At 68.2% G+C, this 24,720-nt stretch carries 21 protein-coding genes and 1 pseudogene; 10 read left to right on the forward strand and 12 right to left on the reverse strand.

All coding sequences use genetic code 11. From position 1 onward, the window contains the following. Nucleotides 1-42 precede the first annotated feature (42 nt). From ABLE53_RS02635 to ABLE53_RS02650, 3 genes and pseudogenes are all read right to left on the reverse strand, one after another. Nucleotides 43-1,095, reverse strand: coding sequence for an ABC transporter substrate-binding protein (locus tag ABLE53_RS02635; protein WP_348857037.1), 1,053 nt, complete (start codon nucleotides 1,093-1,095; stop codon nucleotides 43-45). 84 nt (nucleotides 1,096-1,179) lie between these two features. Beyond that, a pseudogene (locus ABLE53_RS02645) lies at nucleotides 1,180-2,402 on the reverse strand (DUF3500 domain-containing protein). After that, nucleotides 2,399-3,187 (reverse strand): ABC transporter ATP-binding protein, encoded by a 789-nt coding sequence (locus ABLE53_RS02650; protein WP_348857040.1) that lies wholly within the window; start codon nucleotides 3,185-3,187, stop codon nucleotides 2,399-2,401. Before ABLE53_RS02650 ends, ABLE53_RS02645 begins: the two are co-directional and overlap by 4 nt. 396 nt (nucleotides 3,188-3,583) lie before the next feature. Here ABLE53_RS02650 and ABLE53_RS02655 point away from each other — a divergent pair, with 396 nt between their 5' ends. Beyond that, on the forward strand, nucleotides 3,584-4,306 hold the full coding sequence (locus ABLE53_RS02655) for a GntR family transcriptional regulator (RefSeq protein WP_425474832.1): 723 nt from the start codon (nucleotides 3,584-3,586) through the stop codon (nucleotides 4,304-4,306). Between the two features lie 41 nt (nucleotides 4,307-4,347). Here the strand turns inward: ABLE53_RS02655 and ABLE53_RS02660 are convergent, their stop codons facing one another. The 8 genes from ABLE53_RS02660 to ABLE53_RS02695 all read right to left on the reverse strand — a co-directional run bounded on the left by ABLE53_RS02660 (nucleotide 4,348) and on the right by ABLE53_RS02695 (nucleotide 13,786). Further along, on the reverse strand, nucleotides 4,348-5,508 hold the full coding sequence (locus ABLE53_RS02660; protein ID WP_348857042.1) for an ABC transporter ATP-binding protein: 1,161 nt from the start codon (nucleotides 5,506-5,508) through the stop codon (nucleotides 4,348-4,350). Between the two features lie 3 nt (nucleotides 5,509-5,511). Next, nucleotides 5,512-7,293 (reverse strand): ABC transporter permease, encoded by a 1,782-nt coding sequence (locus ABLE53_RS02665; protein WP_348857043.1) that lies wholly within the window; start codon nucleotides 7,291-7,293, stop codon nucleotides 5,512-5,514. 117 nt (nucleotides 7,294-7,410) lie between these two features. After that, nucleotides 7,411-8,532: an ABC transporter substrate-binding protein gene (locus tag ABLE53_RS02670; protein ID WP_348857044.1), complete on the reverse strand. Its 1,122-nt coding sequence runs from the start codon at nucleotides 8,530-8,532 to the stop codon at nucleotides 7,411-7,413. 81 nt (nucleotides 8,533-8,613) lie between these two features. Next, nucleotides 8,614-9,516, reverse strand: coding sequence for a hypothetical protein (locus ABLE53_RS02675; protein WP_348857045.1), 903 nt, complete (start codon nucleotides 9,514-9,516; stop codon nucleotides 8,614-8,616). A 50-nt stretch (nucleotides 9,517-9,566) separates the two neighbouring features. After that, nucleotides 9,567-11,228 (reverse strand): thiamine pyrophosphate-binding protein, encoded by a 1,662-nt coding sequence (locus tag ABLE53_RS02680; protein WP_348857046.1) that lies wholly within the window; start codon nucleotides 11,226-11,228, stop codon nucleotides 9,567-9,569. Further along, nucleotides 11,225-12,316 carry an amidohydrolase family protein gene (locus tag ABLE53_RS02685; RefSeq protein ID WP_348857048.1) on the reverse strand — a complete coding sequence of 364 codons (1,092 nt, stop codon included), beginning with the start codon at nucleotides 12,314-12,316 and terminating at the stop codon, nucleotides 11,225-11,227. The genes ABLE53_RS02680 and ABLE53_RS02685 overlap by 4 nt, the downstream gene beginning before the upstream one ends. A 38-nt stretch (nucleotides 12,317-12,354) precedes the next feature. Next, nucleotides 12,355-13,206, reverse strand: a complete 852-nt coding sequence (locus tag ABLE53_RS02690; RefSeq protein ID WP_348857049.1) for an HpcH/HpaI aldolase family protein — start codon at nucleotides 13,204-13,206, stop codon at nucleotides 12,355-12,357. A 1-nt stretch (nucleotide 13,207) separates the two neighbouring features. Then, nucleotides 13,208-13,786 carry an SRPBCC domain-containing protein gene (locus ABLE53_RS02695; RefSeq protein ID WP_348857050.1) on the reverse strand — a complete coding sequence of 193 codons (579 nt, stop codon included), beginning with the start codon at nucleotides 13,784-13,786 and terminating at the stop codon, nucleotides 13,208-13,210. A 303-nt stretch (nucleotides 13,787-14,089) separates the two neighbouring features. Between ABLE53_RS02695 and ABLE53_RS02700 the strand changes: the two genes are divergently transcribed. The 6 genes from ABLE53_RS02700 to ABLE53_RS02725 all read left to right on the forward strand — a co-directional run bounded on the left by ABLE53_RS02700 (nucleotide 14,090) and on the right by ABLE53_RS02725 (nucleotide 19,892). After that, entirely contained in the window at nucleotides 14,090-15,058 is a 969-nt protein-coding gene (locus ABLE53_RS02700; protein WP_348857051.1) for a substrate-binding domain-containing protein, read from the forward strand. Nucleotides 15,059-15,081: 23 nt separating this feature from the next. Then, nucleotides 15,082-15,936, forward strand: coding sequence for an amidohydrolase family protein (locus ABLE53_RS02705; RefSeq protein ID WP_348857052.1), 855 nt, complete (start codon nucleotides 15,082-15,084; stop codon nucleotides 15,934-15,936). 40 nt (nucleotides 15,937-15,976) lie between these two features. Further along, nucleotides 15,977-16,693 carry a GntR family transcriptional regulator gene (locus ABLE53_RS02710; RefSeq protein ID WP_348857053.1) on the forward strand — a complete coding sequence of 239 codons (717 nt, stop codon included), beginning with the start codon at nucleotides 15,977-15,979 and terminating at the stop codon, nucleotides 16,691-16,693. Nucleotides 16,694-16,862: 169 nt separating this feature from the next. Further along, nucleotides 16,863-17,759 (forward strand): substrate-binding domain-containing protein, encoded by an 897-nt coding sequence (locus tag ABLE53_RS02715; RefSeq protein WP_348857054.1) that lies wholly within the window; start codon nucleotides 16,863-16,865, stop codon nucleotides 17,757-17,759. Nucleotides 17,760-17,838: 79 nt separating this feature from the next. After that, on the forward strand, nucleotides 17,839-18,705 hold the full coding sequence (locus ABLE53_RS02720; protein ID WP_348857055.1) for an amidohydrolase family protein: 867 nt from the start codon (nucleotides 17,839-17,841) through the stop codon (nucleotides 18,703-18,705). A gap of 47 nt (nucleotides 18,706-18,752) precedes the next feature. After that, complete coding sequence (locus tag ABLE53_RS02725) at nucleotides 18,753-19,892, forward strand: ABC transporter substrate-binding protein (RefSeq protein ID WP_348857056.1); 1,140 nt, start codon at nucleotides 18,753-18,755, stop codon at nucleotides 19,890-19,892. 189 nt (nucleotides 19,893-20,081) lie between these two features. Here ABLE53_RS02725 and ABLE53_RS02730 read toward each other — a convergent pair whose 3' ends face one another. Next, complete coding sequence (locus ABLE53_RS02730) at nucleotides 20,082-21,014, reverse strand: NAD-dependent epimerase/dehydratase family protein (RefSeq protein WP_348857057.1); 933 nt, start codon at nucleotides 21,012-21,014, stop codon at nucleotides 20,082-20,084. Nucleotides 21,015-21,229: 215 nt separating this feature from the next. Here ABLE53_RS02730 and ABLE53_RS02735 point away from each other — a divergent pair, with 215 nt between their 5' ends. The 3 genes from ABLE53_RS02735 to ABLE53_RS02745 all read left to right on the forward strand — a co-directional run bounded on the left by ABLE53_RS02735 (nucleotide 21,230) and on the right by ABLE53_RS02745 (nucleotide 24,688). Then, entirely contained in the window at nucleotides 21,230-21,817 is a 588-nt protein-coding gene (locus ABLE53_RS02735) for a TetR/AcrR family transcriptional regulator (RefSeq protein WP_348857059.1), read from the forward strand. 190 nt (nucleotides 21,818-22,007) lie between these two features. Next, nucleotides 22,008-22,895 (forward strand): acetoacetate decarboxylase family protein, encoded by an 888-nt coding sequence (locus ABLE53_RS02740; protein ID WP_348857060.1) that lies wholly within the window; start codon nucleotides 22,008-22,010, stop codon nucleotides 22,893-22,895. A gap of 38 nt (nucleotides 22,896-22,933) precedes the next feature. Then, the gene (locus ABLE53_RS02745) at nucleotides 22,934-24,688 is read left to right on the forward strand and encodes an alpha/beta hydrolase fold domain-containing protein (protein WP_348857061.1); all 1,755 of its coding nucleotides are present in this window, start codon (nucleotides 22,934-22,936) and stop codon (nucleotides 24,686-24,688) included. The last annotated feature ends 32 nt before the right edge of the window (nucleotides 24,689-24,720 follow it).

Consider the following 24,720-nt stretch of genomic DNA (forward strand, 5'->3'; position numbering starts at 1 on the left):
ACTCCTCATATCGCTTGTCCTTCCCGGTCCCGGCTCGCTGGATCAGCCCAGGTAAGAGTTGGTCCAGTCATCGTTCGAGATCGTTGCTCCATCCGGCATGGTGCCGAGTGAGTCCAGGAAGTCGAGGGTCGTCTTCCACCCCTTGTCGTCCATCTCGGCCGAGGTCGGCCAGTCGACTTCCGCGATGCTCGCCTTCATGGCGTCGGACGAGAAGTTGGGGTAGGCGTCGGCGACGATCTTCTCCAGGTCGCTGCTGCCCTCGTGGCTGTTGATGTAGGCCGTCGCCTTCTGGATGGCCTTCATGAACTTCGTCGCCGTGGCACCGTTCTCCTGCAGATAGCTCTTCGTGGCCATGACCACCTCGCTGTAGGAGGGGACAGCCCACTGCGAGACGTTCTTCGGCCCTGCGACGACGACGCCGTCGCCATCCGCCTGGACCTGGTAGGGCAAGGGCTCTGAGGTGATGAACCAGTCGATCTGACCGTTCTTGAGGGCTGCCTGGTCAGCGGAGGAGCTCGGAAGAGTCGCCCACTTGACGTCGCTGCTGGGGTCGAGTCCTTGGGCCTTGAGGAAGACGGAGGCCTCCGCCTGCGTGTTCGTCGAGCTGACCCCTGCCTTCGACCCTCGCAGCGCCTTGGCCACCTCCGCCCCGGAGGAGCTCGCGCTGAGGCCATGCTCCTTGGCGAAGTCGCTGCTGACCACGATCCCGAGCGGGTTACCGACCGCGTCGACACCGATCGCCTGCTGCGGGATCTTCTGCCCAACCGCCGCCGCAAGGGTGCTGGGGCTCGCGTGAAGCAGGCTGACGGACCCCGACTGCAGCGCCGAGGTGCCGGTCGACGCCGTGATCGTCACCAGTTTGACGCTGATGCCCTCGTCCTTGAAGTAGCCCTGAGCCTCGGCCACCTGGATCGGCAGGTCGTAGATGTTGCCCTGGACCCCGATCTTGACCGTGCTGCTCGCGCCGGCGCTCGAGCCACATGCACTCAGCGTGGCAGCACCTACGACCGCTGCGACCACGAGTGCAAGCGCGGCCTTCGGCCTCCACCGCACGCCGCTGCGTGCGCGGACCGGATCGTGGCCGTGACTTCTCATTGAGATCCTCCTGCTAGGTCAGCGCGGGTACGGCTTCGTACCCACGGCAGTGCTGCTCGGCTGGGTTTGCGGGTGACATGTCCGTCAGTGGAAGCGCTCATGGTGCTGACGCAGCAGGTCGGCGCCGTAGTCACCACCGTTGGGTGTCCGGACGATCGTGTGGATGTGGTTGCGCGAAGGCGTGTCGTTGTCGAACATGACGCCGGTCTGATGCTCGAACTCGATGAGGATCACGGGGCTGTGGACGCGGTAGTAGAAGACCCCGTCAGGAGCCTCGCTTCCCACCCAGGCAAGTGCGTCTCGCCCCAGTGCGCCGTGACCTCGTCCATCCGGACCTCAGCGTGCCGACGCGGCGCGCGGTCGACGTAGAGACCAATGAGCTCGGCGGCCGTTCGCGACTGTGTGGATGTCATTTCGGCGAGCCGCAGGCCCTCGTAACGGAGCTCGAAGTTGTCACGGAAGGCGCCGACGAAGAGGTCCTCGGGCATCTGCTCGGCGATGACGGCTGAGGCGCGCTGTCGTGCCGAGAGACTGGTGAAGAGCTCCAGACCGATCGATTCCTCGGGTCGGAAGACGGTCGTGCCGGCGTACTTTCCGGCGTCCGCGTGCACTGGCTCGGCACCCAGGAACGTGGGCGTGAGAGTCATCTGGTCTCCGACGAAGACGCAGTTGATGTTGACGTGATGTCCGTCGAGCTGCCATCCCCACACGCCGTCGTCGGGACTGCCGTAGACGGTGACCCAGTAGAGCCACTCGTTCAGTAGGTCCTCTTCGCGGCGGAGCTCGCCGACGGTGAGGTTGAGATGCATCAGGTCGAGGACCTGCAGGAAGCCGGCGTCGCTCAAGCTTGCCCGGACCATCGCCAGGGCCAGGCTGCGCTTCTCCGGTGCCAGCTCCTCCAGACAGAGGCCGTGTCGCAGGAAGTAGCGCGCGCCGTTGGCCCATTGGCGCCACGTGGTGTCGCCCATGGGCAGCAAGCCCCGCCGGAGCTCGTCATGGGTGAGTGCGGCCAGATAGGCCTCGGCAGCGGTCCGCACTGGTCGCATGTCGATCCCGGTCGGGCGCAGAGGAAAGAGGGCCTCCACCAAGCCATCGGGCGACGTCACACCCCGAAACGGCTCGGCAGCGGCACGTGCCCGCCACTCGACCTTCTCCAGGAGCTCGGGGGTCCAGGTCGTCGGACGACGGGTCGGAGCCGAAGGCCGATGCCTGAGCCCGGGGACACCGGTCGCTGTCTGCCTCCCGGCCGAGGTCAGGCCTGCACGGACCGCATGCGGCCGCGACGCGGGGTCCAGGGCCGAGGTCATGCGTGAACCTCGGCCGAGAAGAAGCCCCAGAGTTCGTTGTAGATCTCCGCAAACTCCTCTGACTCCATCACCGAGTTGATCTGCCGCGGTCGTCCGAACGGCACCTGCACGACGCGACGAACCGTGCCGGGGCCGTCCGACATGACCACGACCTCGTCAGCGAGGTAGAGCGCTTCGTTCAGGTCGTGGGTGACGAAGATGAGGGTTCCCTCCTGCTCTTCCCACAGGTTGAGCAGCTCCTGCTGGAGATTGAGCCGGGTGATCGCGTCGAGTGGGCCGAAGGGCTCGTCCATGAGCACGATCGACGGGTTGTAGATGAGCGCGCGCGCAATCGAACAGCGCTTCTGCATGCCTCCGGACAGCTCGCGCGGAAAGTGGTTCTCGAACCCCTGAAGGCCTACCGTCTTCACCCATCGATCGATCTGTGCCTCGCGCTCCTCCTTGGGCACCTTCCGGAACCGGAGTGCAAGGCCGATGTTGGCCTTCACGGTCAACCAGGGCAGGAGATTGGCCTTCTGCGTCACGTAGGCGGCCTCGGCGTTCACCGATCTGATCGGCTGGCCGTTGAACGAGACCTGCCCGACCGTCGGGCTCAGTAGGCCGGCTGCCATGTTGAGGAGCGTGCTCTTGCCGCAGCCACTAGGACCGATGACGGCGACGAAGCTACCTCGTCTCACGCTGAAGGAGACCTCCTCCACCGCCGGCCTGTGGCTGCCGGGGAACTCGAGGGTCACGTCGTCGAAACGAAGCGCCTCTGCTTGGGCCTCGAGCTGCTGAGCGGACACTTCCGCCTCCTTCGCCACTACGGGGGTCGGTGACATGAGCCGGTAGATTGATTAACAACACGGCGACGCTAGCAGTGACGCTAGTCACAAGCAACCCTGCCAGGTCTGGAAATTGTCTAACGATCCGCTGTGCGGAGCGGCCAGCAGACAAGGCGAGTGGATGTCACCGGCCATCGGCCCACGTCGGGTATGCGCGCATCCGGCTGCGGCGCATCCACCTCAAGGGGCGACCAGGCACTGTTACCGGTAGATTGCCCTACAATCCGAGCGGACCATCGGAGGCTTCCCCGAGGACGACTACGGGTGTGACTGACGGAGAACGGACAAGGAGCAGCAGCCCTTGAGGTCCAGACTGCGCGCAACCACCGGAATGCCGACGAGGACTGGAGACCTGCGTTGAACGGGCACGATGCCGCGGCAGGGACCCCACACGCACCCGGCCGCTCCGACCAGGCGTACGACGACCTTCGCAGCCTGCTCCTGGGTGGGCACTTCGCGCCCAACACGCGACTGACCGAGGCCGAATTGACCAACAAACTCGAAGTCTCGCGAGGGACTGTGCGGTCGGTCCTCGTTCGCCTGGTCCAAGAGGGCTACCTCACGAGTGAGCCCAACCGCGGGGTTCGTACACGCTCGTTCTCGCTCGAGGAGGCGCTGGCCGTCCTAGAGGCTCGAGAGGCCCTCGAGTCCGCCTTGGCCGAGAAGGCCGCCGAGCGCGCCACCGAGGCGGAGCTCGGACTTCTCGCAGCCATCTGCGAGGAGATGAGCGCCTCGGAATACGTCGAGTCAGAGCCCGCCTACACCCAGCTCAACCGGCGCTTCCATCAGCAGATCCGGGACTCCGCGCGCCAACCCGTCCTGTCGGGCTTCGCCGACTCGCTCGCGTACCCGCTGGTGATGCGGCAGTATCGCGACCCGGCGCACGTCGGCCCTCGTCAGACGACGCTCATCGAGCACCGCGCCATCCTGTCGGCCCTCCAGACCCGGAACCGGGACGCCGCGGCCGCCGCGATGCGCCACCACATAGCCTCCGGGCGTCGTGCTCTCCTCGCGCGCGCCGAAGCCGAGGGCGAGCCCTCCGAGCGCGGCCGGACACGCCGACGGTCATCGCGCCCGTAGGCGACCACGCGGTTGTCGAGGAGGCCGAGCTGCTCGGGGCCTCAGCTCGCCAGGTAGCTGGTGGCAGAGGGATCGAGCCGCACGACGACGCTGTCACCGGGGCGGCAGGGTTGCTTGGCCGGAGCGGACGCCGTCATCGTCACATCGGCAACCCGTAGGACGAGCTCGAGCCGGTCGCCGAGGAACTCCGAGGACACCACGGTGCCGAGGAACTCGGTCTCGGCCATGGCGATCGGCTCCCGGTCCGCGGCTCGTACCTCGACGTGCTCCGGGCGCACGCACACGAAGCCGCCGGCGCCATTGCCGTGCTCCTCGGTCTCGTCACGACCACACAGCACCGGGCCGATGTCGGTCTTGGCCACCACGCCGTCACGTCCCCGGGACACGTCATGGACGGGGAGCAGGTTGGCGCTGCCGATGAAGTCCGCGACGAAGGACGAGCGCGGGTGGGCATAGAGCCGTTCGGGGGCGTCGATCTGCTCGACGTGCCCCTGGTTCATCACGACCACCGTGTCGGAGAGGGCGAGCGCCTCCGACTGGTCGTGAGTGACGTACAGCGCCGTGACGCCGAACTGCTCCTGGAACGACCGCAGCTCGTGTCGGAGCCTCGCGCGCAGCTTCGCGTCGAGGTTCGACAGCGGCTCGTCGAGGAGCAGGACCTCCGGGTCCCCGAGCAGCGCACGGGCGAAGGCCAGACGCTGCTGCTGCCCACCGCTGAGCTGGGTCGCCCACCGGTCGGCCATGGGTGCGAGGCCCACCTGCTCCAGCATCTCCATCGCGCGCTTGCGGACGTCCCGGCCGCGACGTCGGTTGCGGCCGTGCCGCATCGGGAAGGCGGCGTTGTCGAGCACGGTCATGTGGGGCCAGATCCCGTAGGACTGGGGCACCATCGCGATCGGCCGTTCCTCGGGTCGTACGAAGATCTTCCTTCTCCCGTCGAAGACGACCGACCCGGCCATCTCGATGCGGCCCTCCGACGCGCGCTCGAGCCCCGCGACACAGCGGAGGGTGGTCGTCTTCCCGCATCCGCTCGGCCCGAGCAGGGTCACGAACTTTCCCCTGGGGACGTCGAAGGAGACGCCGTCGACGGCGTACGTCGAGCTGGTGCCAGCCGCTCGCTCGTAGGACTTGCGGAGCTCGGTGATCACAATCGACTCCGTGGACTCGGTCGCGGTCGTTGTGGGGCTCGCTGTCTCAGTCATCTTTCATACCTCTTCCACGGTGCTGCGCCTGTTGACGAGCCAGACCGCGATCGTCGAGATCAGGACAAGGATGACGGCAAGCGCGCTCGCCGTCGGGTAGTCGACGCTGGAGGTGAAGGTGTCCCACAGCAGCACCACGAGAGTGCGGTTGTCGGAACCGGTCAGCAGCAGCGCGATCGGAAGCTCGCCCAGGGCGTGGGCGAAGATCCACAGCCAGCACTTCCAGAGCGCCGGCCTGAGGAGAGGCAGCAAGACGGTCCTCGTGACCGTCGTGGGCGAGGCCCCGGTGACGCGGGCAGCCTCGATCAAGCCGTCGTCGAGCTGCATCAGCGCCGTCTGCACCATCCTCGACCCCCGCGGCAGGAACCGCGTCACGAGCGCGACCACGATGATCCACACCGTGCCGTAGATCCCCACCGGGATGTACAGGTAGAGGAACAGCACCGCCGCCCCGAGGACGACGCTCGGCACGCCGTAGACGAGGAAGGTCGCCTCGAAGAGGAGCGTGCTGCCCGGGAACTGACGCCGCGACGCCGCCACCGCGATCCACACGGAGATCGCGGTCGTGACCGTGGCGGTGACCAGCACGACCTCGGCGGTGTTCAGCAGGATCTTGTCGATGTCGGGCACGGACAGAAGGTCGCTGTAGTTGGTCAGGGTCATCGACCGCAGTCCCGCCCAGCTGATCGGCCGCGCGTACGACGAGAGGCTGGTCCACAGCAGCGCCAGGAGCGGCAGGACGATGCCGATGAACATGTACAGGCAGACCACGACGAAGATCGGGATCCGCCACCGCCCCAGCCCTACACGGGTCTGGCGGTATCCCTTGCCGACGACCACGCGGAAGCGGTTGGTGTCGCGGACACGCCGCCGGTAGATCATGAGCAGGATCAGCGACAGGACCAGGATGATGACGCCGTACGTGCTCGCCTGGCCGTAGTTGGGTACGCCGCTCGGTGGCTGCATCGAGTACTGGATCAGGCTGCTGAACACGAAGATCTGGTCCGGCAGGCCCAGGACCGCGGGAATGGCGAACCCCTCCAGGGCCACGACCACCATGAAGATGGACGCAGCGGCGACGGCGGGCGTCACCAGCGGGACGACGATCAGCCGGAGGCGGCGCCACATCGGGGCCCCGACGGCTGCCGCAGCCTCCTCGAGCTCCGGGTTCAGCCGGCCGAGTGCGGGGGCGATCATGAGATACATGCTCGGGAAGCCGAAGATCCCGGTCACGACGATCATGCCGCCGAGCGAGTAGATGTCGAGGTGGACCCCGAGGATCTTGTGGATCGCCACGGCCAGCGGACCGTTGACCGGGTTGGCCACGAGTGCCCACGCGATCGCCATCACGGTGACGGGAATGGCCATAGGAGCCAGGGCCAGGGGGCCGAGCACGCGTCGTCCCGGGATGTCGGTCCGCTCGAAGAGGTAGGCCAGGCACAGGCTCAGCACCAGGGCGACCGCGAGCGAGCCCACGACGTAAACCAGGGTGTTGAGTGAGACCGATCCGATCCTGCTCGACTCGAAGACCGTGCGGAAGTTGTCGAGCGAGAACCCAGGGACGTCGAACGGCAGCTCGGTGGTGGACGGCTTCAGACTGCTGTAGAGCAGGATCGCCAGCGGGACCAGGACGAGGTAACCGACCAGCACGATCATCACGAGGTTCACGACCGTGCCGGCGGCGGGCGCCACCTTCCTCCCCGTCGGCACCCGGGCGGGCGCCTTCCCTCTGGGCGGTGGCGTTGCGGCGGGCATCCGGGCCGGCTCGGCGGTCGTCAGGTCCATCGTTGACCCCCACTTCTGGAGCTGCTTTCTCCGGTCGGATCCGATGGAAGCCTCAGGGGCGCGGTCGCGTCCCAAGGCGTTCGCCTGCGGCGTACGTCCATGTCCTGAGCCCACTCATCAGCCAACATCGGTGCCGAACGCCTTCTCGACCTTGGGATAGAACTCCGAGAGCTTGTTGTACTCCGCGAGCGTCTCGACCTCGGTCCACGTGATCTTGCTCTTGCAAAGCGCTCGGAGCACCGGCACGCCGCCCGGGTCCGAGCAGTCCGTCTTGCCCGGGATCCGGGAGTTGTAGACCTTGGCCAGCGCGGACTGGGCCTCATCCGACGACAGGAACGAGGTGAGGAGCACTCCCGCCGCCGGGTGCGGAGCACCCTTCGGGACGTAGAGGAACGACTTGTTGGCAGTGGTCGGCGAGATCGGTGCGATCTGGACCGGAACGCCCTTGTCCTGGGCGGCGAGGACGAGGTTGGCCAACGAGGTGCCGACCGAGACCTCACCGGTCTCGACCGGGGCTTCCGACTGCGTGAGGCTGGTGGCGTAGTGCGGCTTCTGGGCCGCGAACCTGGTCGCCCAGTCCAGTCCCTTCGTCTCCCCCAGCGACGGGTCGATGTCCCACACGGTCATGAAGGATGCCCGGGACTCCGCCGAGATCTTCCCTCCCGACCACTTCGGATCGAGGAGGTCGTCCCAACTCTTCGGTACGTCGGCAGGCTTCACCTTGGTGGTGTTGTAGGCCCAGACCTTCGGGCTCGCGAAGATGTAGACGAAGTTCTTGGCGAAGACGTCGTCGGTGCCGACGCCGTACTTCGACCAGTCCACGTCGCTCGCCAGCGACACAGCGGGCGTCATCGTCAGACCGCCGGCGTTGGCGACGTCGATCGACACCTTCCTCGCGGCCTGCTCGGTCTTGATCTGGCTGATCTGGTCGGGCGCCTTGATGTTGGTGTACTTGACGTCGATGCCGGGGTACTTCTTCTCGAACAGCTTGATCACCGGCTCCATCTGTGACTCCGGGAGCCACGAGACCCAGTAGACCTCACCTTCCTGCTTGGCCTGCTTGACCAGGTCGCTCATCGTCGTCGGAAGGTCGGCGCTCGAGACCTGGCCGCCGCACCCGGTCGCGACCAACGCGACCGCCGCTCCGAGCGCGACCGCCGCAGTCACCCGCCGCCGTACGGCCGCGGCAGTGCATACGGCGCGGGCCTTCGGGCTCTTCATCCTGATGCTGAATGTCATGTCTGCCCCTCCTCCTCGAGGGCTTTCGGACGGTGTCCGACGGTGGGATGCAGGAAATCGGCGCGCGGGAACCGGCCTCGGCTAGCCGCCGAGGCGATCGGGTCTCACCCCGAGCGCGGCGCAGGTCCGGTCGACGAGCTCGTCGTACTCCACCTGGCGTGGCAGCAACCCCTGGTCCCAGGCGAACCTCGCGGCGGCGGTGACCGCGGGCCGCAGGCCGGCGAACCCGAAGGGGAACATCGGGAGCCCGTCCGCGTCGGCGTTGCGAACCGCGAGGCGCTCGGCGAGCGCGTCGTACGCCGCGCACACCGCCCGCGGCAGCGCGCCGGCCAGCGCCTCGCTGACGCCGAAGACGTGGTTGACCGGGATGTAGCCCACCCGGGTGGCCCAGTCCCGCGCCACGGTGTCGGGCGAATCGATCACGCTGTGGACGCCGGCCGCGTCGGGCCGGTCGTTGCCCATCATCGCGAAGTCGACCGCGCCCGAGAGCAGGTCGCCGGCGAGCTGGTGGCCCTCGGCGGCCCGGGTGACCCAGGCGGGCTCGGGCTGTTCGGGCACGTGGCCGGCCGAATAGGTCCTCCACCCCACGGTCGTGAGATCGATGCCGTACTGCTCGGCGAGGAAGCCGCGCACCCATACCCCCGTCGTCTGGCTCCAGGCTCGTACACCGACGGTCCGGCCGGGCAGGTCCTCGACGCCGAGGTCCTTGGTGGAGATCAGCGTGTGATGCTGGTAGCGGCCGAGCGCCGTGAGCGGAAGGAAGAGCACCTTCTTGCCGCTGGCGACGGCCTGCAGCAGCGTCACGATCGCGATCTCGCTCACGTCGAAGCGCTCGGCGTTGATGAACGCCCGGAACCCGTTGTGCACGGGACGCAGCGGAGAGGCCGTCACCGGTCCCGCCGCCGGGTCGCCCCGGAGCGCGTCGAGCGCCGTAGGCTCGAGCTCACTGTCGTTGATGAGCAGCTCAACCGGGATCGACGTCATGGACGGCCGTCCCTCCTCTCGGGGGTTGCGTGATGCGTCGGACCGCGTCATCAGACCTCCTCGGCGTACCAGAGGCGCCGGTACGGCACGCTGAGGACCTCGCGGGTGATGCGGACGTCGAGCACCGTGGGCGCAGGGTTGGCCAGGAACTCGCGGACGACCTTCTCGAGCTCCGGGATGGTGCGGACCGTCGCTCCGGAGCCGCCCATGGCCGTCGCGACCGAGCCGAGGTCGGGTGAGGGGATCGCAGAGAGGTCGGCGGCGAGGCCGTGCGCCGCAGACTTGTGGTATTCGGCACCGAGGGCCTCGTCGTTCATCACGACGATCAGCACCGGCCAGCCGTAGCGGCACGCGGTGTCGAACTCGGCCAGGTGCATGATGAAGCTCGCGTCTCCTTCGACGACGAAGGTCGGCTGGCGGTTGCGCGCGAGGCTCCACCCCATGGTCAGCAGGGGCGCCTGGCCGATCGCTCCGAAGAGTCCGTAGTTGGAGACGATCTCGCGAGGCTTGGTGAAGAGCATCGTGCCGAAATCGGTCTGGTGGCCGCTGCCGAGCACGAGCGGAAGCTCCTCCGGGGCGAGCTCGTCGAGCGCCAGGATCACCTCCCGCGGGTCCAGCCGGTCGGCCTCCTGGTGGAACGGCTCCGACAGGGCGTCGGCGGTCCGCAGGCGATCGGCGACGTCGGCCGTGTGGTAGCCGGTGCCGCCGCGCCCGGTCGGGACGGCCGCGACGGCCGCGACGAGCTGGCGGAGCGACTCGCTCGCGTCGCCGCGGACGTAGCAGTCGGCCGGGCGCCCGGTGCCCGTCACGACCTGGTCGGCTCGGTCCAGGTGGATGACCCGTGCCATCGGATAGAGGTAGCCGTGCTCGGTCGTGAAGTGGTTGAGGCTCGCACCCACCGCGACCAGGCAGTCGGCCTCCTGGAGCAGCTCGTGCGCGGTCTGGGTGCCGTAGAGCCCGGAGATGCCGGCGTAGTACGGCGTACGGTCGCGTAGCCAGTTCTTGACCTGCAGCGTCGTCGCGAGGAGCGCGCCGGTCTTGTCCTGCAGCTGCAGGACGAGCTCCCCGACGTCGTCGCTGCGGGCGCCCTTGCCCACGAGGACGACCACGCGTTCGCTCTCCGCCAGGATCTCCGCCGCCCGGCGGATCCGCTCCGGGTCCGCCGGCCGCGGGGCGTCGTCGATCAAGCCGGTCGAGGTGACGTACTCGAAGCCCCCGTCGTACTCCTGCTGCTGGATGTCGGTGGGCGCGCTGACCATCACCGGGCGAGAGGCCGTGCGGGCGAGCCAGAACGCGCGCTGCACCGCCGACTGGGCCTGTGACGGGCTCGAGACCTGCACGAACCCGCACTCGACCGCTTCGGCGAACCGGCGCTGGTCGAGGTACTGCACGGCTCCCGTGTCACCCAGGCCGACCTCACCGCACATCACGACCAGCGGCGTACGCGCTCGACTGGCGCACACCAGGCTGGTGGCGAGCTGGGTCACCCCCGGACCGCTGGTCGTCGTCGCGACACCCGGACGGCCGGCACCTCGCGCCCAGCCGTCGGCCATCGCCAGGCCGGAGCCCTCGTGTCGCGCCTCGAAGAACTCAGCGCCGCGCTCGGCCATGGCGTTCATCCAGTGCATGTTGGCGTCGCCCATCATCCCGAAGACGTGGGTGGCCCCTTCGGCGAGGAACGCCTCCGCCATCGCCTCGTACACCTTGGTCATGCGTGGCTCCTCTCGTTCGTGTCGTTCGTGGCGACACCGGCGGAGACTGCTGCGGCGAGCGGTGACTGCTTCCCGTCTAGGGCCGCCGTGAGGCGGGGGTAGACCTTGAGCGTGTTGCCCGACGCGATCGCCTCGCGGTCCTCCGCCGAGAGGCCGGTCGTCGACTCCAGCAGCGAGCGGGTGTCGTCGAAGCGGCGGCCGGTGGTGGGGTCGACCCCGCGGACGGCGCCGATCATCTCGGAGGCGAAGAGGAGGTTCTTCGCAGGAACCGTGTCGACGAGGAGCTGCATCCCTCGCTGGCCGTAGACGCAGGTGTCGAAGTAGATGTTGTCGCCGATGATGTCGAGCAGGTCGCCGCGACCCTGGTCGTACATCACACCCTGGTAGCGCGCCCAGTGGTACGGCACGGCGCCGCCGCCGTGCGGGATCACCAGGCGGAGCTCGGGGAACCGCCGGAAGAGGTCTGACTGGCACAGCTGCATGAACGCAGTGACATCGCCGTTCAGGTAGTGCGCGCAGGTTCCGTGGACCGCCGGGTTGGCCGACATCGAGCTGTGCACCATGACGGGGACGTCGAGCTCGACCACGACGGCCCACAGGGGGTCGTAGTACGGGTCGGTGATCGGCGGCGCCTGCCAGTAGCCGTCGGAGGGGTCGGGGTTGAGGTTGAACCCGACGAAGCCGAGCTCGGCGACGCACCGGCGAACCTCGGCGACACAGGTCCGGATGTCCCCGTCCCGCGACTGCGGCAGCTGGCCGACGCCGACGAAGTTCTGGGGGAAGAGGCTGGCGGCCCGGTGGACCGTGTCGTTGCACAGGCGCGTCCAGGTCAGGCTGGTCTCCTGGTCGCCGTAGTGGTGGGCCATCTTGCCGGCGATCGGCGACAGCAGCGCGACGTCGATCCCGTGCTGGGCCTGTAGCGCGAGCTGGCCGTTCCTCAACGCATCGGCGATCTCCTCGTCGGCGATCTCGATACCGTCGGGGGGCAGGTGCTTCCCGCGCTGCTCGAACTCCTCGATCTGTCGGTCACGCCACTCCTTGAGTGCGTTGGGGACAGTCGTGAAATGGGCGTGACAGTCGACGTACATGGGCTCCTCCTCTGGGGACGGGTGTTCGGATACCGGGGTCATGGCCGGCCGGTGATGGTGCGGGCGCGTTCCAGGCCCGGGTACGAGACGACAGGGGCTGTGAGCAGGAGCCGATAGCCCTGCTCGAGCACCTCGTCGACGTTCTTCTCCGTGACATGCGGGTGGCCGACGGCGACGCCGTGCGCCGCGCAGATCTCGAGGATCCGCTCCTTGTGTGCCATCACGGTCGGGTGCTCGTACTGGCGCGGCACACCGAGCTCCTGGCTCAGATCGCCCTCGCCGACCATGACCAGGCCAATCCCGCCGACCTCGGTCAGCATGTCGTCGAGGTTCGTGATGGCCTCGACGCTCTCGATCATGAGGGCGACGAGGATCTCGCCGTCCGGGTCGAGCGGCCACACGCCGGCGCGCCGGTAGTACTCGGCGACCGGGACGCCCCAGTACCGAGCCGCCCAGGCCGGGCTGTCACCCCGGACGCCACCGGGGTCGCCCGCGCCGCGGTTGAGAGCGGGATAGCGACAGGAAGCGACCGCGTTGCGAGCGTCCTCGACGGTGTCGACATGGGGCCACACCACACCGTACGCACCGAGATCGAGCGCCTGCTTCGCCTGCCACTGCGAGCGCTCGCCGCCGTTGGGCGGGACCCGGACGAGCGGCGTGATCGCAGGGGCCAACCCGTCCGCGGCCTGGATCTCTCGGCGGTCGAGCAGGTACTGCATCGAGTCGCGCAGCAGCGGCGCGTCCCAAGGCTTGTGCTCCGCCTCGAACACGACCGCGTCGTAGCCCGCGCCGCGTAGCGCCGCCGCCGAGGACGGCTCCGCGGCCGCGAACGTGCCGATGACCGGCGCGCCGGCGTCGAGCAGATCGATGATCCCGTTCAGACGGCTCACGTCAGCCCCTCCCGATCGCACTGCGATCGCGGCGCGCAACAAGGTGTCGGAACCATGCCCCGCACGCTCGGACCGCGGCCAGGAGGCGCTGTCCGAGCGTGGGTCCGGACGCCGTCACAGGCTTGACGCCGGCCAGCTCGTCACAGGTGGCGGTCAGCTCCGCGGCGAAGGATCGCGTCATCCGGGCCACGACGACGGCGGCACCGGTGGTGACCAGCGACGCCAGCTGCCCGGTGATGTCCACGTTGCCGTCGAGGTCGACGACCGATCCCGTTCCGTCCGGACGGACCTCGAACGTCGCATGGCCCTTGACCCGGGTCGAGCCCCGCGCGTCGGCACCCTGCGCCTCCAGACGTCCGACCCGCGCCGCCTCGTCGAGGTCGAGGGACGCGCGAGCAGCGAAGGCGACCTTGATCGCGGCGAACTTCACCGCGAGGCGCGCGTCGAAGCTCCCGTCCTCGTGGTACTCGCCCAGCTCGGAGCCTTCGATGCACCCCACGACCCGTTTCGGGTCGGAGAGAACGCTCCAGACAAGGTCGGGCGAGTGCGGCACCTGCACGCGCTCGGAGATCGTGATCACGCAGCAACTCCAGTCAGACGGTGTGGCGAGATGGACGGGGCTTCTACCTGCGACATGCGGGATCTCGACGAAGTACGTCGCGAGATCTGACCACGCGCCAGCGGCATTTTGTCGAACAAAACGAGACCGTAGCACCGCAATCCCCCGCTGTGAAGGGCGTCACCAAATTCGCGCCAGATCGCCAGTCGCCCGCGGGATTGCCGCTCAGAACTACGGGGTCATTGCATTGCTCGAGGAGGTGGGACCACCGTCAGACCGTGCTACGGTTCCGTGGATTGTTCGTCAATCCACACTGGAGGTTCTATGAACGTGCTCACCGTCGCGCTCGGCGACTATCCCCACGTGCAACCCCTGCTGCAGGGTGCAGTCGCCCCGGACGGGTATGCCTTCGAGTCCGTCACGGTCCGGCCGATCATCGCGGCCTACCGGCGGATGATCCGCGACCTCGAGTTCGACGTCTGCGAGCTCGCGCCGGTCTCGTACCTGATGGCCCGGGAAGCCGGTGTGCCGATCAGCGCCATCCCGGTCTTCCTGAACCGTCGGTTCCATCACGGCGACATCCAGTGCGCGCCGGGATCCGGCATCACGGCACCCAAAGACCTGGAAGGCGGTCGGATCGGCGTGCGGGCCTATTCCGTCAGCACCGGCGTATGGGGCCGCGGCATCCTGAAGGAGGACTACGGCGTCGATCTCGGCACGCTCACCTGGGTCGTGGACGACGACGACCACGTCGAGGGCCACGTGCCGGCGAACGTCGAGCGCGTCACCGACGGGCGGTCGTTGGGGAGCATGCTGAAGGCGGGCGCTCTCACGGCAGCCTTCACCGGGAACGCCGGCACCGGCCGCGCCGGAGCCCCGCAGGCAGGGTGGGAGGCCCAGCCTTCCGACCACGAAACCGGCGAGATCTACCCGCTGTTCCCACACAGCGACGTCATCGAGCGCGACTGGTATCTCCGGACGGGGATCTACCCCGCGCACTCGGTCATCGTCCTCCGCGATGAGCTCATCGAGAAGGATCCCGACCTCCCCAGCAGGCTCTACGCCGCCTTCGCCGAGGCCAAGCAGCTGCAGGTCCGGAGGGACCCGGGGTGGGAGAGCCAGCCCCACCTGGCTTCCCAGCACCGCCGGATCGGCGGCGACCCCGTGCCCTACGGGATCGAGAGCAACGTCGCCACGATCGACGCGCTTGAGCGCTACAGCCGAGACCAGTGGCTTCTGGACCACGACGTTCAAGGCTCCGTCTTCGCCGACGGCACCTACCCGGACCACTGAGCAACGAACCAGAGAGGAACGAGATGACCATCGTCGACGCTCACTGCCACATCCTGTCTCCGGACACGACCAGGTACCCGCGGTCGCCTCTGGGTGGCAAGCAATCGGTGTGGGCCACCGAGCGACCGCTCACGGCGGAGCAGCTGCTCGAGCGTATGGACGCGGCCGGGATCGCCCAGGCCGTCCTCGTCCAGGCCACCACCGCCTACGGCTACGACAACAGCTATGTGCTGGACTCCGCCCATCGCTTCCCCGATCGCTTCGTCGCCGTGGGCACCTTCGACCCGCTGAGCGCGGAGGCGGCCAAGCGTCTCGACGCCGCCATCGAGTCCGGTCTCGGCGGGGTGCGGCTGTTCACGACGGGGAGCACGGTCTCAGAGCAGGGGCTGTGGTTCGCCGACGAGGCCACGGACGAGTTCTGGGACGCGGCCGCCGCGGCGCGCCTCCCGGTCTGCCTCCAGCTCCGCCTGGGGGCCGAGACGATCCCGGCGCTGGACGGCCTTCTCCGACGACACCCCGACGCGATCGTGCTGTTGGACCACTGTGGGTATCCGGACGTACGCCGCTCGCCCTCCGAGGCAGCCGCGCAGCTGACCCCGATGGCCGCCTACCCGGGCCTGCATCTCAAGCTGACGCATCGCACACTCGAAGGTCTCCGAGACCTGGGCGACGCCGCCGTGGAGTTCCTGTCGCCGACGCTGGCCGCGTTCGGTCACGACAGGATCGCGTGGGGCTCGAACTGCCCAGCCGCAGAGCAGCCTCTGGACGAGCTCGTGGAGCTCGGGGCCGGCGTGCTGCGTCTGGTGTCCCCGCAGGATCGCGCCGGCATCATGACGGGCTCCACCCGTCGGCTCTACCCCGCGCTCGCGACCCCCTGAGCGCGGACTCGCGAACTGCCTCACGAGGAGTGTGCGGCCCATGACCGAGCTGGCACCGAGGGCGGGCGACGCGTCGTCCAGGTTCGACAAGGCCTATCAGGACCTGCGGAACCTGATCATCTCGGGATACTTCGAACCCAATATACGGTTGACCGAGGCCGAGCTCACCAGCCTCCTCGACGTCTCACGGGGGACCATCCGGTCCGTCCTGGTTCGGCTCACGCACGAGGGCTACCTCATGAGCGAGCCGAACCGGGGCGTCCGGACCAGGTTCTTCACCGTCGAGGAGGCAGCGGCGATCCTCGAGGCCCGCGAGGTCCTCGAGTCGGCTCTGGCCGGCAAGGCCGCCGAGCGCGCCACAGCCGGGGAGCTCGACCTGCTGGCGGCGATCGGCGACGAGATGCGCGCCGCCGAGTACGCCCACGACGCGAGTGAGTACTCCCGGCTCAACCGCCGGTTCCATCAGCACATCCGTACGATCGCGCGTCAGCCGATCCTCAACGCGTTCGTCGACGCACTCGTCTACCCGCTGGTGATGCGTCAGTACCGGGATCTCACCACTCCTCATCCGCGGGCCGACTCCCTCAGCGAGCACCTGGCGATTCTCGCCGCGCTGCAGACGCACAACCGGGAGGCGGCAGCCGCCGCCATGCGCCACCACGTGTCCTCTGCGCGCCGCGCCCTGCTGCTCAACGCCGGCGCCGCCGAGAGGGCCTACGGACACGCTGTCGACGACCGCCGACGCTCGGACCGCTGAAGACATTCCTCGTCGTTTTGTCTAACGATCTTGCGCCCGCTGCCCTTGCATGTGACCGAGGCCACTGCTAGATTCGCTATATTGTTTGACAACTTGAGCCGAAGGAGAGCGTCGAGGTGACCAGAGTCTTCCGCCGAGAGGCGGGCACACGCGGCAGGCACGAGGGCCGATGACGAGGCTGACGGCCGCGCTGCGTCGGTACCCGCACACCGAGGCACTCCTCGACGGCGCCGTGGAGATCCCCGGCTGCCAGCTCGAGTTCCCCGAGGTCGAGCCCATCAACCACGCCTTCGCGCCGATGGTCCGCGAACAGCGGTACGACATCTCGGAGCTCGCCATCGCCACGCTGCTCCAGGCGTTCGAGGCCGGCGTCCCGGTGGCCGCGATCCCCGTGGTCCTCCACGGCAACTTCCATCACCGCTCGATCTGGGTCTGGGGCGGCGAGGGCCAGCTGCGGCCCGCCGACCTCGTCGGCAAGCGGGTCGGCGTCCGTGCCTACAGCCAGACCACCGGGCTGTGGGTCCGTGGCGTGCTCAGCGACACGTACGGCGTCCGCGCCCAGGACGTCACCTGGGTGACCACCGAGGGACCACACGTCGCCGGCGTGGTCGAGCCGCCCTTCGTCGTACGCACGGACCGACGGCTGGTCGACGCCCTCCGGGCCGGCGACGTCGACGCCGTGGTCATGGGAACCCGCTCGGCCGACCACGTCGACGGTCTCGTTCCGGTGATCACTGACTGGCAGACGCAGCAGAAGGCGTTCCTCGACGAGCACGGCTGGGTGCCGATCAACCACCTCGCGGTCGTACGCCGTGATGTCCTCGTCTCGCAGCCGGATCTCGTCCGGGCGCTCTACAAGGGTTTCGCCCAGAGCATCGACGCCGCCCGTCCGTCGCAGCCCACAGGGTCCACGCGCGAGCTGGTCGTGGACTACGGCGTCACCGACCGACTGGTGGCGACCGTGGAGACCGCGATCCGGTACGCCCGGGAGCAGGAGGTCATCACCAGTGACATCCGCCCCGCCGATCTCTTCGCCGACTTCGAGCGGTACGTCGGAGCGACCTGAGGTCCGCGATCCCGTCAGCACGCCCCGACAGGCGCTCCGCCACGACTCCCCCAGTCCACACTGTCCCCGAGGAGGACGCATGCTCTACTTCGACACCCACACCCACGCGGTCTCCGATGACGCGACCGCGTATCCGGTCCGGCCGCTCGGGGGGACCCGGTCGGAGTGGTCGAAGACCCGCGCCGTCGACGTCGACGGCCTGCTCCGCAGCCTCGACGACGCGGAGGTCGAGCGTGCTGCCCTCGTCCACGCGTCCACGGTGTACGGCTTCGACAACCGCTATGCCGCCGACGCCCTGGCGAAGCATCCCGACCGTCTGGTCGGCGTCTGCGGCGTCGACTTCCTTTCGGACTCCGCCGTGGACGACCTCCAGCACTGGGTCGAGGAGCGCGGCTTCAGCGGCGTACGGATCCGCGTCTCGGACGGGACGACGAAGGTCCCCACGCCGGGCTCTGGGGTGACGGACGAGCGGATGGGCGCCGTGTGGGACTACGTGGAGAAGCGGGGTCTCCCGGTGTGTATCCAGATGCACTCCAAGGACGCCGCCAAGCTGGCCGAGGTGCTCGAGGCGCATCCGACGCTCACGGTGCTCCTCGACCACGCCGGGCGGCCGGACGCCACCGGCGGGCCCGAGTACCCGCATCTGGTCGAGCTCGGACAGCTGGCCCGCTTCCAGGGCGTCCATCTGAAGATCACCCCGCCGGCGCTGCACCGGCTGGCGAACGAGCCGGGCGTCGATCCCACCGAGGTCCTGGCGCGCTTGACAGGCATCTTCGGTGCCGACCACGTCATGTGGGGCTCGAACTTCCCCGCGTCCGCCGGGGAGCTACGGGAGCTGCGCGACACCATCCTGGATCGGCTCCCGAGCATGGACGACCAGCAACTCGCCGGCGTCCTCGGCGGTAACGCCGCCCGCGTCTACGGCGTAGCCGGGGACGACAACTAACAGTCCGGCACCCGCAGGGGCGCCGCCATCCCGAGGACGAAACCGCAATGAAGCACACTTCGAACACGTACGACCGCCGGCTGCCCTCCGCGCAGCGTCTCACCCGCAGGTTCACCGTCGGATCGGGTCAGCGCCGACTGGCGGTCGCGGCCGCTGCCCTTCTCGCCGCTGGTGCCGCACTCACGGGCTGCGGTGGAAGCAGCGCGAGCGCCGACCTGCCTGGCTCGATGGCGGGGCTGGTCAAGCAGGCCAAGAGCGAGGGCGAGGTCGAGTGGTCCGCGCCGAAGCCGCAGGAGCAGATGCAGCCGGCGATCGACCTGTTCGAGAAGAAGTACCCGGACATCAAGGTCAAGTACACCAACACCAAGGCCCCCGACCAGGTGAGCCAGCTCAAGGTCGAGGAGGCTGCCGGCAAGGTGTCGGTCGACGTCGCCAACGCCGGCGGGCTCACCGTCGTCCCGTCTGCGTCGCTGGCTGCGGACGTCGACTGGTCCGAGTACGGCATCGACAGCGAGGACATCTTCGCCAAGAACTTCGTCTACATCTGGGCCGTGCCGAAGGTCTGGGCCTACAACACCGACAAGGTCAAGGCCGCCGATGCCCCGAAGACGTGGGACGACCTGCTGGATCCCAGGTGGTCCGGTGGCCAGATCTCCGCGGAGTCACGCGCCTCCTTCATGACGGTCTGGGCGCTCGACCCCACGTTGGGTGAGGACAAGGCGCTTGCCTGGGCCAAGAAGTTCGCCGCCCAGAAGCCACACTTCACGCCGAACACGACGCAGTCCGAGGCCCCGATCGAATCCGGCCAGGTCAGCATCGGCACGAGTCTCATCAACCTCGTCCTCGAGGCTCAGCAGAACGGCGCACCCGTGGCGGTCGCGCCCCTCTCCCCTACCAACGCCAACGAGTCCTACCTCTACATCCCGAAGGGCGCGCCTCACCCGGCGGCAGCGGCGCTGCTCACCTCGTTCCTGTCCTCGGACCAGGCCCAGGCTGCCCTCGCCAAGACGTACAACTCGCGCATCCCCGTCAGCACCGACTGCTCCGACCCCGGTGAGAACGCGGTGCTCCAAGCCATCTGCAAGGCCAACCTGAAGTGGTTCCCCACCGCGACCCTCGCGGACTACAACACGCTCACGGACTTCTTCGCCAAGGCGGAGCAGGCGCTCGGTACGGACGTGAGCTAGGCCAACGGTGGCGTGAGGTTCACGTCGACCATGCGGTCGAACGCGAGGCCGGACGGGCAGGAATGAACGGGATCCAGTTCTTCGGCACGACCTCCTAGACCTTCGCCGCCTCCGCCCCCGCCGGCGCCGCGCAGCCGAACTGGTACGCGAACTCGACGCCTGCTCCAGCTCTGGCCACGGCCTGAGCCGCTATCCGTGGGGCATGTCGACGAGGATCGCGGCGATGCCTTCGCGGTAGGTCGTGACCTCGAAGTCGGGAAAGCGTGCGGCGAACTTCGAGGAGTCGAAGATGTTGTCCGTCTGGTAGCGCGGCAGCAGCTCCGAGGCCTCTTTGACCGACTGGTTGAACAGGCTCCCGATCTTGAAGACCGGCAAGGGCACCGTGGTGTACGGGATCCTCCTGCCCGTGACCTCCGAGGCCACGTCGATCATGCCCTGGTAGGTCAGGCGCTCCGGGTCGCAGGGCAGGTGCCAGGTCTGCCCGTAGGCATCGGAGGTGTTGCCGATGAGCGCCATGGCCCGGCTGGCGTCCGGCGTCCAGATGAGGGTCCGTCGGGTGTGGGCGCTGAGCGGAACCATCGGGCGCTTCCCCTGCTTGATCCGGTCAAAGATGACCGCGTTGGTGAGGCTCTTGGTCTTGCCGGGGCCGTAGAACTCCGGGGCGCGGCAGATCGCCGCCTCGATCGTGCCTGCGTGCATCTCCTCGAGCAGCATGGTCGCGATCTGCGCGCGCACCGTGGCCTTTCGGCCAACCGGTTCGAAGACGGTGTCCTCCACCTGACGCGCAGAGGTTCGTGGATACATGTAGGTGTTGTCGAAGAAGACCAGCTTGCAGTCGTGCTTGCGGCAGGCGGCGATGGCGTTCGCCATCATCACCGGGAACTGCTCCTCCCAGAGGCGCGAGTCGATGGGCAGACCCACGGTCAGGTACGCGACCTCGCTGCCCTCGACCGCCGCGTCCGTCGCTGCCGCGTCCATGAGGTTCGCTTGGACGAGCTGGTCGGTCTCGTGGACCTTGCGCGGATTCCTGCTCACCAGGCGGATGTCCTGGGTGAAGTTCCGATGGAGGTCGCGGGTCAGCTCCTCGGCGATCTGGCCGTTGGCTCCAAGCACGGTCTGCATTCGGTCCTCGTCTCGGGTCGGATATCGGGCACCTTGCGCGGCAAGCGCCGCACCTGGTGAGGGCGCTGCGTCGCGGACCCTCTGTCGGCTCTCGACCGCCGGGTGCTCGGACACGGGCTTGCCACCAGACACGCAGGCGGCTCCGGAATCCTCGAGTAGACGTTCGGTGCGCTATGTTTGCAGTGTTCACATGACGATAGGAGGCAGTGTTAGCGATGTCAACTTCGGCGCGGGCCAGCTACCACCACGGCGATCTGCGGGCGGCGTTGCTGACGACGGCGATGGGGATGCTCGAGCGAGGTGAGCCGTTCTCCCTGCGCGCGGTGGCCCGGGATGCAGGCGTCTCCGCCGCGGCCCCGTACCGTCACTTCGCGGACCGCGAGGCGCTGGAGTCGGCCCTCGCGGCCGAGGGGCTACGCGATCTGAAGGCGGACCTGACTCGCGACCGGGAGATGCCGACCACGGTGGCGGAGCTGGCCGAGTTCGGCGTCGCCTACGTCGACTTCGCGCTGCGCCGGCCGGCGTTGTTCCGGTTGATGTTCGGCAACGAGTGCGACACCGAGAACGACGACCGGGTCCGCGCTGCTGCAGAGATCCACGAGCTGCTGGCCGCCGCGATCATCGGCGTATTTCCCGACTCCGACCCGGTCGCGCTCGCTGTTGCCGGCTGGGCCCTGGTCCACGGACTGGCGTTCTTGCACCTGGACCGCAAGCTGACCAGCAGCTCAGCCGACGAGGTTGCTCAGCAGGTGCGCTCGTCGTTCCTCGCCGTCTTCTCCGCGCAAGGGGCGACTCAGAAGTAGTGCTTGCCGCGCCTCTCGCTGGCATCGGTGTCGGCTGGGGCGGGGCGATCGGGCGCTTCCCGCGTGTTGACAGTGCTTACAACCCACGTCTACAGTGAATGTGAGCACTGTACACATCGGAGGAGTTGGCTTGATGCCGTCGGCAACCCGGACAACTGCAGCATCCGCAACCACAGCGGAGACCGTCGAGGTGGATCTGGGCGGCCGCCTGGTCAGGGTGCCGAAGGGTGGCCTGTACGACCGCTACCGCATGGACGCCGATCTCGACGAGATCGCCGAGGATCCCCGTGTCAGCGGCGTCGACTTCTTCCGGCCCCTGCCCAAGGCCAGGGTCGACTCGCCGATCGGTCCGACGCTCACCCCGAACTTCTACTACCGCATGTCCTCGGCCAGGGTGACGATGCTCGCCCGGTCCCGGGCGATCAGGGCCCGTCTGCCACGCGAGCTGGCCCCGCTCGAGATCGCCCCGGGACTCGGGCTGGTCTCGGTGATGCTGTTCCGCTACGACGTGTGCGACATCGACTCCTACAACGAGGCCGCCGTCGGCGTGGCCGTCCGGCCGGCCCGGCACGGCCGCTTCGGCGCGATCGATCTGGCCACGGCGTTGGTGAACGACGACCTGCACTCCTACGTCCTGTCCTTGCCGGTCAACACCGAGATCGCCCAGGTCCGCGGTCACGACGGGTACGGATTCCCGAAATGGGTCACCGAGGTCGACGTGGATATCAACGGCGACCGCGTCACCGGGCGTGTGGCCAACGACGCCGGCGAGACCGACCTCGCCCTCTCGGCATCCAGCCCTCACCAGACCACGCGCCGCAGCGGCGAGATGGTGTCAACCCTGACCTCGTACACCTCGATCAACGGGGCCTGGCACTGCACGCTGAGTCAGACCAATGCCCTCATCGCGGGTGGCGCCAGTTTCCCGCGCGGAGTCGACCTGCGGCTCGGCCAGGGCCGGATGAGCGAGGACCTCCGCTCGCTCGAGCCGATCCGCACCATCCGACTCGACGTCGTCACCGAGGGCCAGCTCGCCCTGCACATGCCGGTCCCGTACTCGGTTCCCGACGCCTCCTGAATCCCACCAGCGGTAAGCCAGCGGAAAGGAAGCCGCCCATGCCCACCGTTCTTCAGGTGCTCTCGGCTGCCCGGGTCTGGACGCTCAAGGACGGCACCGAGCACCCGACCGGGTTCTGGGCCGAGGAGTTCGTCGTCCCGTACAACCTGTTCACCGAGGCCGGTTGGGACGTCACCGTGGCCACACCCGGGGGACGACGTCCGGTCGTCGACGAGCTCAGCCTCGGCCTACGAGGGGGCGTACTGCCCACGACCGCAAAGAAGCTCCGCGACGAGCTCGACCGACTCGCTGACGTGCTCGCGCAGCCGGCGAGCTTGTCCGAGATCGACCCCGACGACTACGACGTCGTCTTCTACTCCGGTGGGCATGCGCCGATGGAGGACCTGGTGGTCGATCAGATCTCGGGTGCGTTACTGACCAAGCGCCTGGCATCCGGCCGACCACTCGCTCTGCTGTGCCACGCCCCCGCAGCAGCTCTGGCGGCCGTGAACTCCGACGGGAGTTGGCCCTTCCGCGGTTACAGGATGACCGGCCTGTCCAACGTCGAGGAACGGCTCAGCCCGTTCGCCTGGAAGGCCAAGTGGCTCCTCGAGGACCGCCTCAAGGAAGCCGGCGCCGACTACACCTCCGGCCTCCCTCTGAGGCCCAAGGTCGTCGTCGACCGCAACCTCTACACCGGCCAGAATCCCGGATCCTCGGGCGCATTGGCGAGACGACTCATGGCCGACGTCGCCGCCGAAACGTCACCGTCGCCGGCCGCCGCAGCAAACCCGAGCATGCCCATCCGTCCCGACGAACCGAAGAGCACAGAACTGGAGACGACGATGTCCGACCTCCCCGCGCCCCTCACCCCCTACCTCGAGCCAGAGGCCAAGGAGCTGTGCGAGCAGACCGACCCGCACCCGCGGATCTACGAGGTCCCGCCGGACCAGGGACGGGCCATCCTGGCCGACCTGCAGAGCGGTGAGGGCGTACCGCGTCCGGAGGTCGACGAGGAGTGGGTCGACGTCGACGCCGGCGAGTGGGGCACCGTCCGTACCCGCATCATCAGACCCAAGGACTCCCAGGGCCCGCTGCCGGTGGTGTTCTTCATCCACGGCGCCGGGTGGGTCTTCGGCGACGACAAGACCCACGACCGGCTCTTCCGTGAGCTCGCCGTCGGCGCCGGTGCCGCCGGAGTGTTCCCCGTCTACGACCGCGCTCCCGAGAAGGGATACCCGACCCAGGTCGAGCAGAACTACGCCGTCGGCCAGTGGGTCCTGGAGCACGGCGCCGAGCACGGCCTGGACACCTCCCGCATCGCTGTTGCCGGCGAATCCGTCGGCGGGTGCATGTCAACGGTCTTCGCACTGATGAACAAGGACCGCGGCGGCATCGACCTCAAGGCACAGGTGCTCCTCTACCCCGTCACCGACGCCGACTTCGACACCCCCTCCTACCTCCAGTTCGCCGAGGGCTACTACCTCACCCGCGACGGCATGAAGTGGTTCTGGGACGCCTACACCACCGACCCCGCCCAGCGGGCGGAGAAGTACGCATCGCCGCTGCAGGCCTCCATCGAGGACCTCCAGGGTCTGCCCACCACGCTCGTCATCACCGACGAGGCCGACGTCCTGCGCGACGAGGGCGAGAAGTACGCCAATAGGCTGCGCGAAGCCGGAGTCGACGTCACCTCCGTCCGGGTCGCCGGCATGGTCCACGACTTCCTGCTCCTGGACAGCCTTCGCGACACCAAGGCCGCCAACGTCGCCCGCCACCTGGCCGTCGACGCCCTCAAGAGAGCCTTGCGCTAAGGAACATCGAACTTCGATGCGTCCGACTCGCC

The organism is Nocardioides asiaticus (genome assembly GCF_040049175.1).
Taxonomy (GTDB): Bacteria; Actinomycetota; Actinomycetes; order Propionibacteriales; family Nocardioidaceae; genus Nocardioides; species Nocardioides cheoyonin.

Excerpts from the sequence above, each read along its gene's own strand:
- ABLE53_RS02635 (WP_348857037.1), bottom strand. The coding sequence starts at position 1,095 with ATGAGAAGTCACGGCCACGATCCGGTCCGCGCACGCAGCGGCGTGCGG.
- ABLE53_RS02660 (WP_348857042.1), bottom strand. The coding sequence starts at position 5,508 with ATGACTGAGACAGCGAGCCCCACAACGACCGCGACCGAGTCCACGGAG.
- ABLE53_RS02665 (WP_348857043.1), bottom strand. The coding sequence starts at position 7,293 with ATGGACCTGACGACCGCCGAGCCGGCCCGGATGCCCGCCGCAACGCCA.
- ABLE53_RS02670 (WP_348857044.1), bottom strand. The coding sequence starts at position 8,532 with ATGACATTCAGCATCAGGATGAAGAGCCCGAAGGCCCGCGCCGTATGC.
- ABLE53_RS02675 (WP_348857045.1), bottom strand. The coding sequence starts at position 9,516 with ATGACGTCGATCCCGGTTGAGCTGCTCATCAACGACAGTGAGCTCGAG.
- ABLE53_RS02680 (WP_348857046.1), bottom strand. The coding sequence starts at position 11,228 with ATGACCAAGGTGTACGAGGCGATGGCGGAGGCGTTCCTCGCCGAAGGG.
- ABLE53_RS02685 (WP_348857048.1), bottom strand. The coding sequence starts at position 12,316 with ATGTACGTCGACTGTCACGCCCATTTCACGACTGTCCCCAACGCACTC.
- ABLE53_RS02700 (WP_348857051.1), top strand. The coding sequence starts at position 14,090 with ATGAACGTGCTCACCGTCGCGCTCGGCGACTATCCCCACGTGCAACCC.
- ABLE53_RS02705 (WP_348857052.1), top strand. The coding sequence starts at position 15,082 with ATGACCATCGTCGACGCTCACTGCCACATCCTGTCTCCGGACACGACC.
- ABLE53_RS02710 (WP_348857053.1), top strand. The coding sequence starts at position 15,977 with ATGACCGAGCTGGCACCGAGGGCGGGCGACGCGTCGTCCAGGTTCGAC.
- ABLE53_RS02715 (WP_348857054.1), top strand. The coding sequence starts at position 16,863 with ATGACGAGGCTGACGGCCGCGCTGCGTCGGTACCCGCACACCGAGGCA.
- ABLE53_RS02720 (WP_348857055.1), top strand. The coding sequence starts at position 17,839 with ATGCTCTACTTCGACACCCACACCCACGCGGTCTCCGATGACGCGACC.
- ABLE53_RS02725 (WP_348857056.1), top strand. The coding sequence starts at position 18,753 with ATGAAGCACACTTCGAACACGTACGACCGCCGGCTGCCCTCCGCGCAG.
- ABLE53_RS02730 (WP_348857057.1), bottom strand. The coding sequence starts at position 21,014 with ATGCAGACCGTGCTTGGAGCCAACGGCCAGATCGCCGAGGAGCTGACC.
- ABLE53_RS02735 (WP_348857059.1), top strand. The coding sequence starts at position 21,230 with ATGTCAACTTCGGCGCGGGCCAGCTACCACCACGGCGATCTGCGGGCG.
- ABLE53_RS02745 (WP_348857061.1), top strand. The coding sequence starts at position 22,934 with ATGCCCACCGTTCTTCAGGTGCTCTCGGCTGCCCGGGTCTGGACGCTC.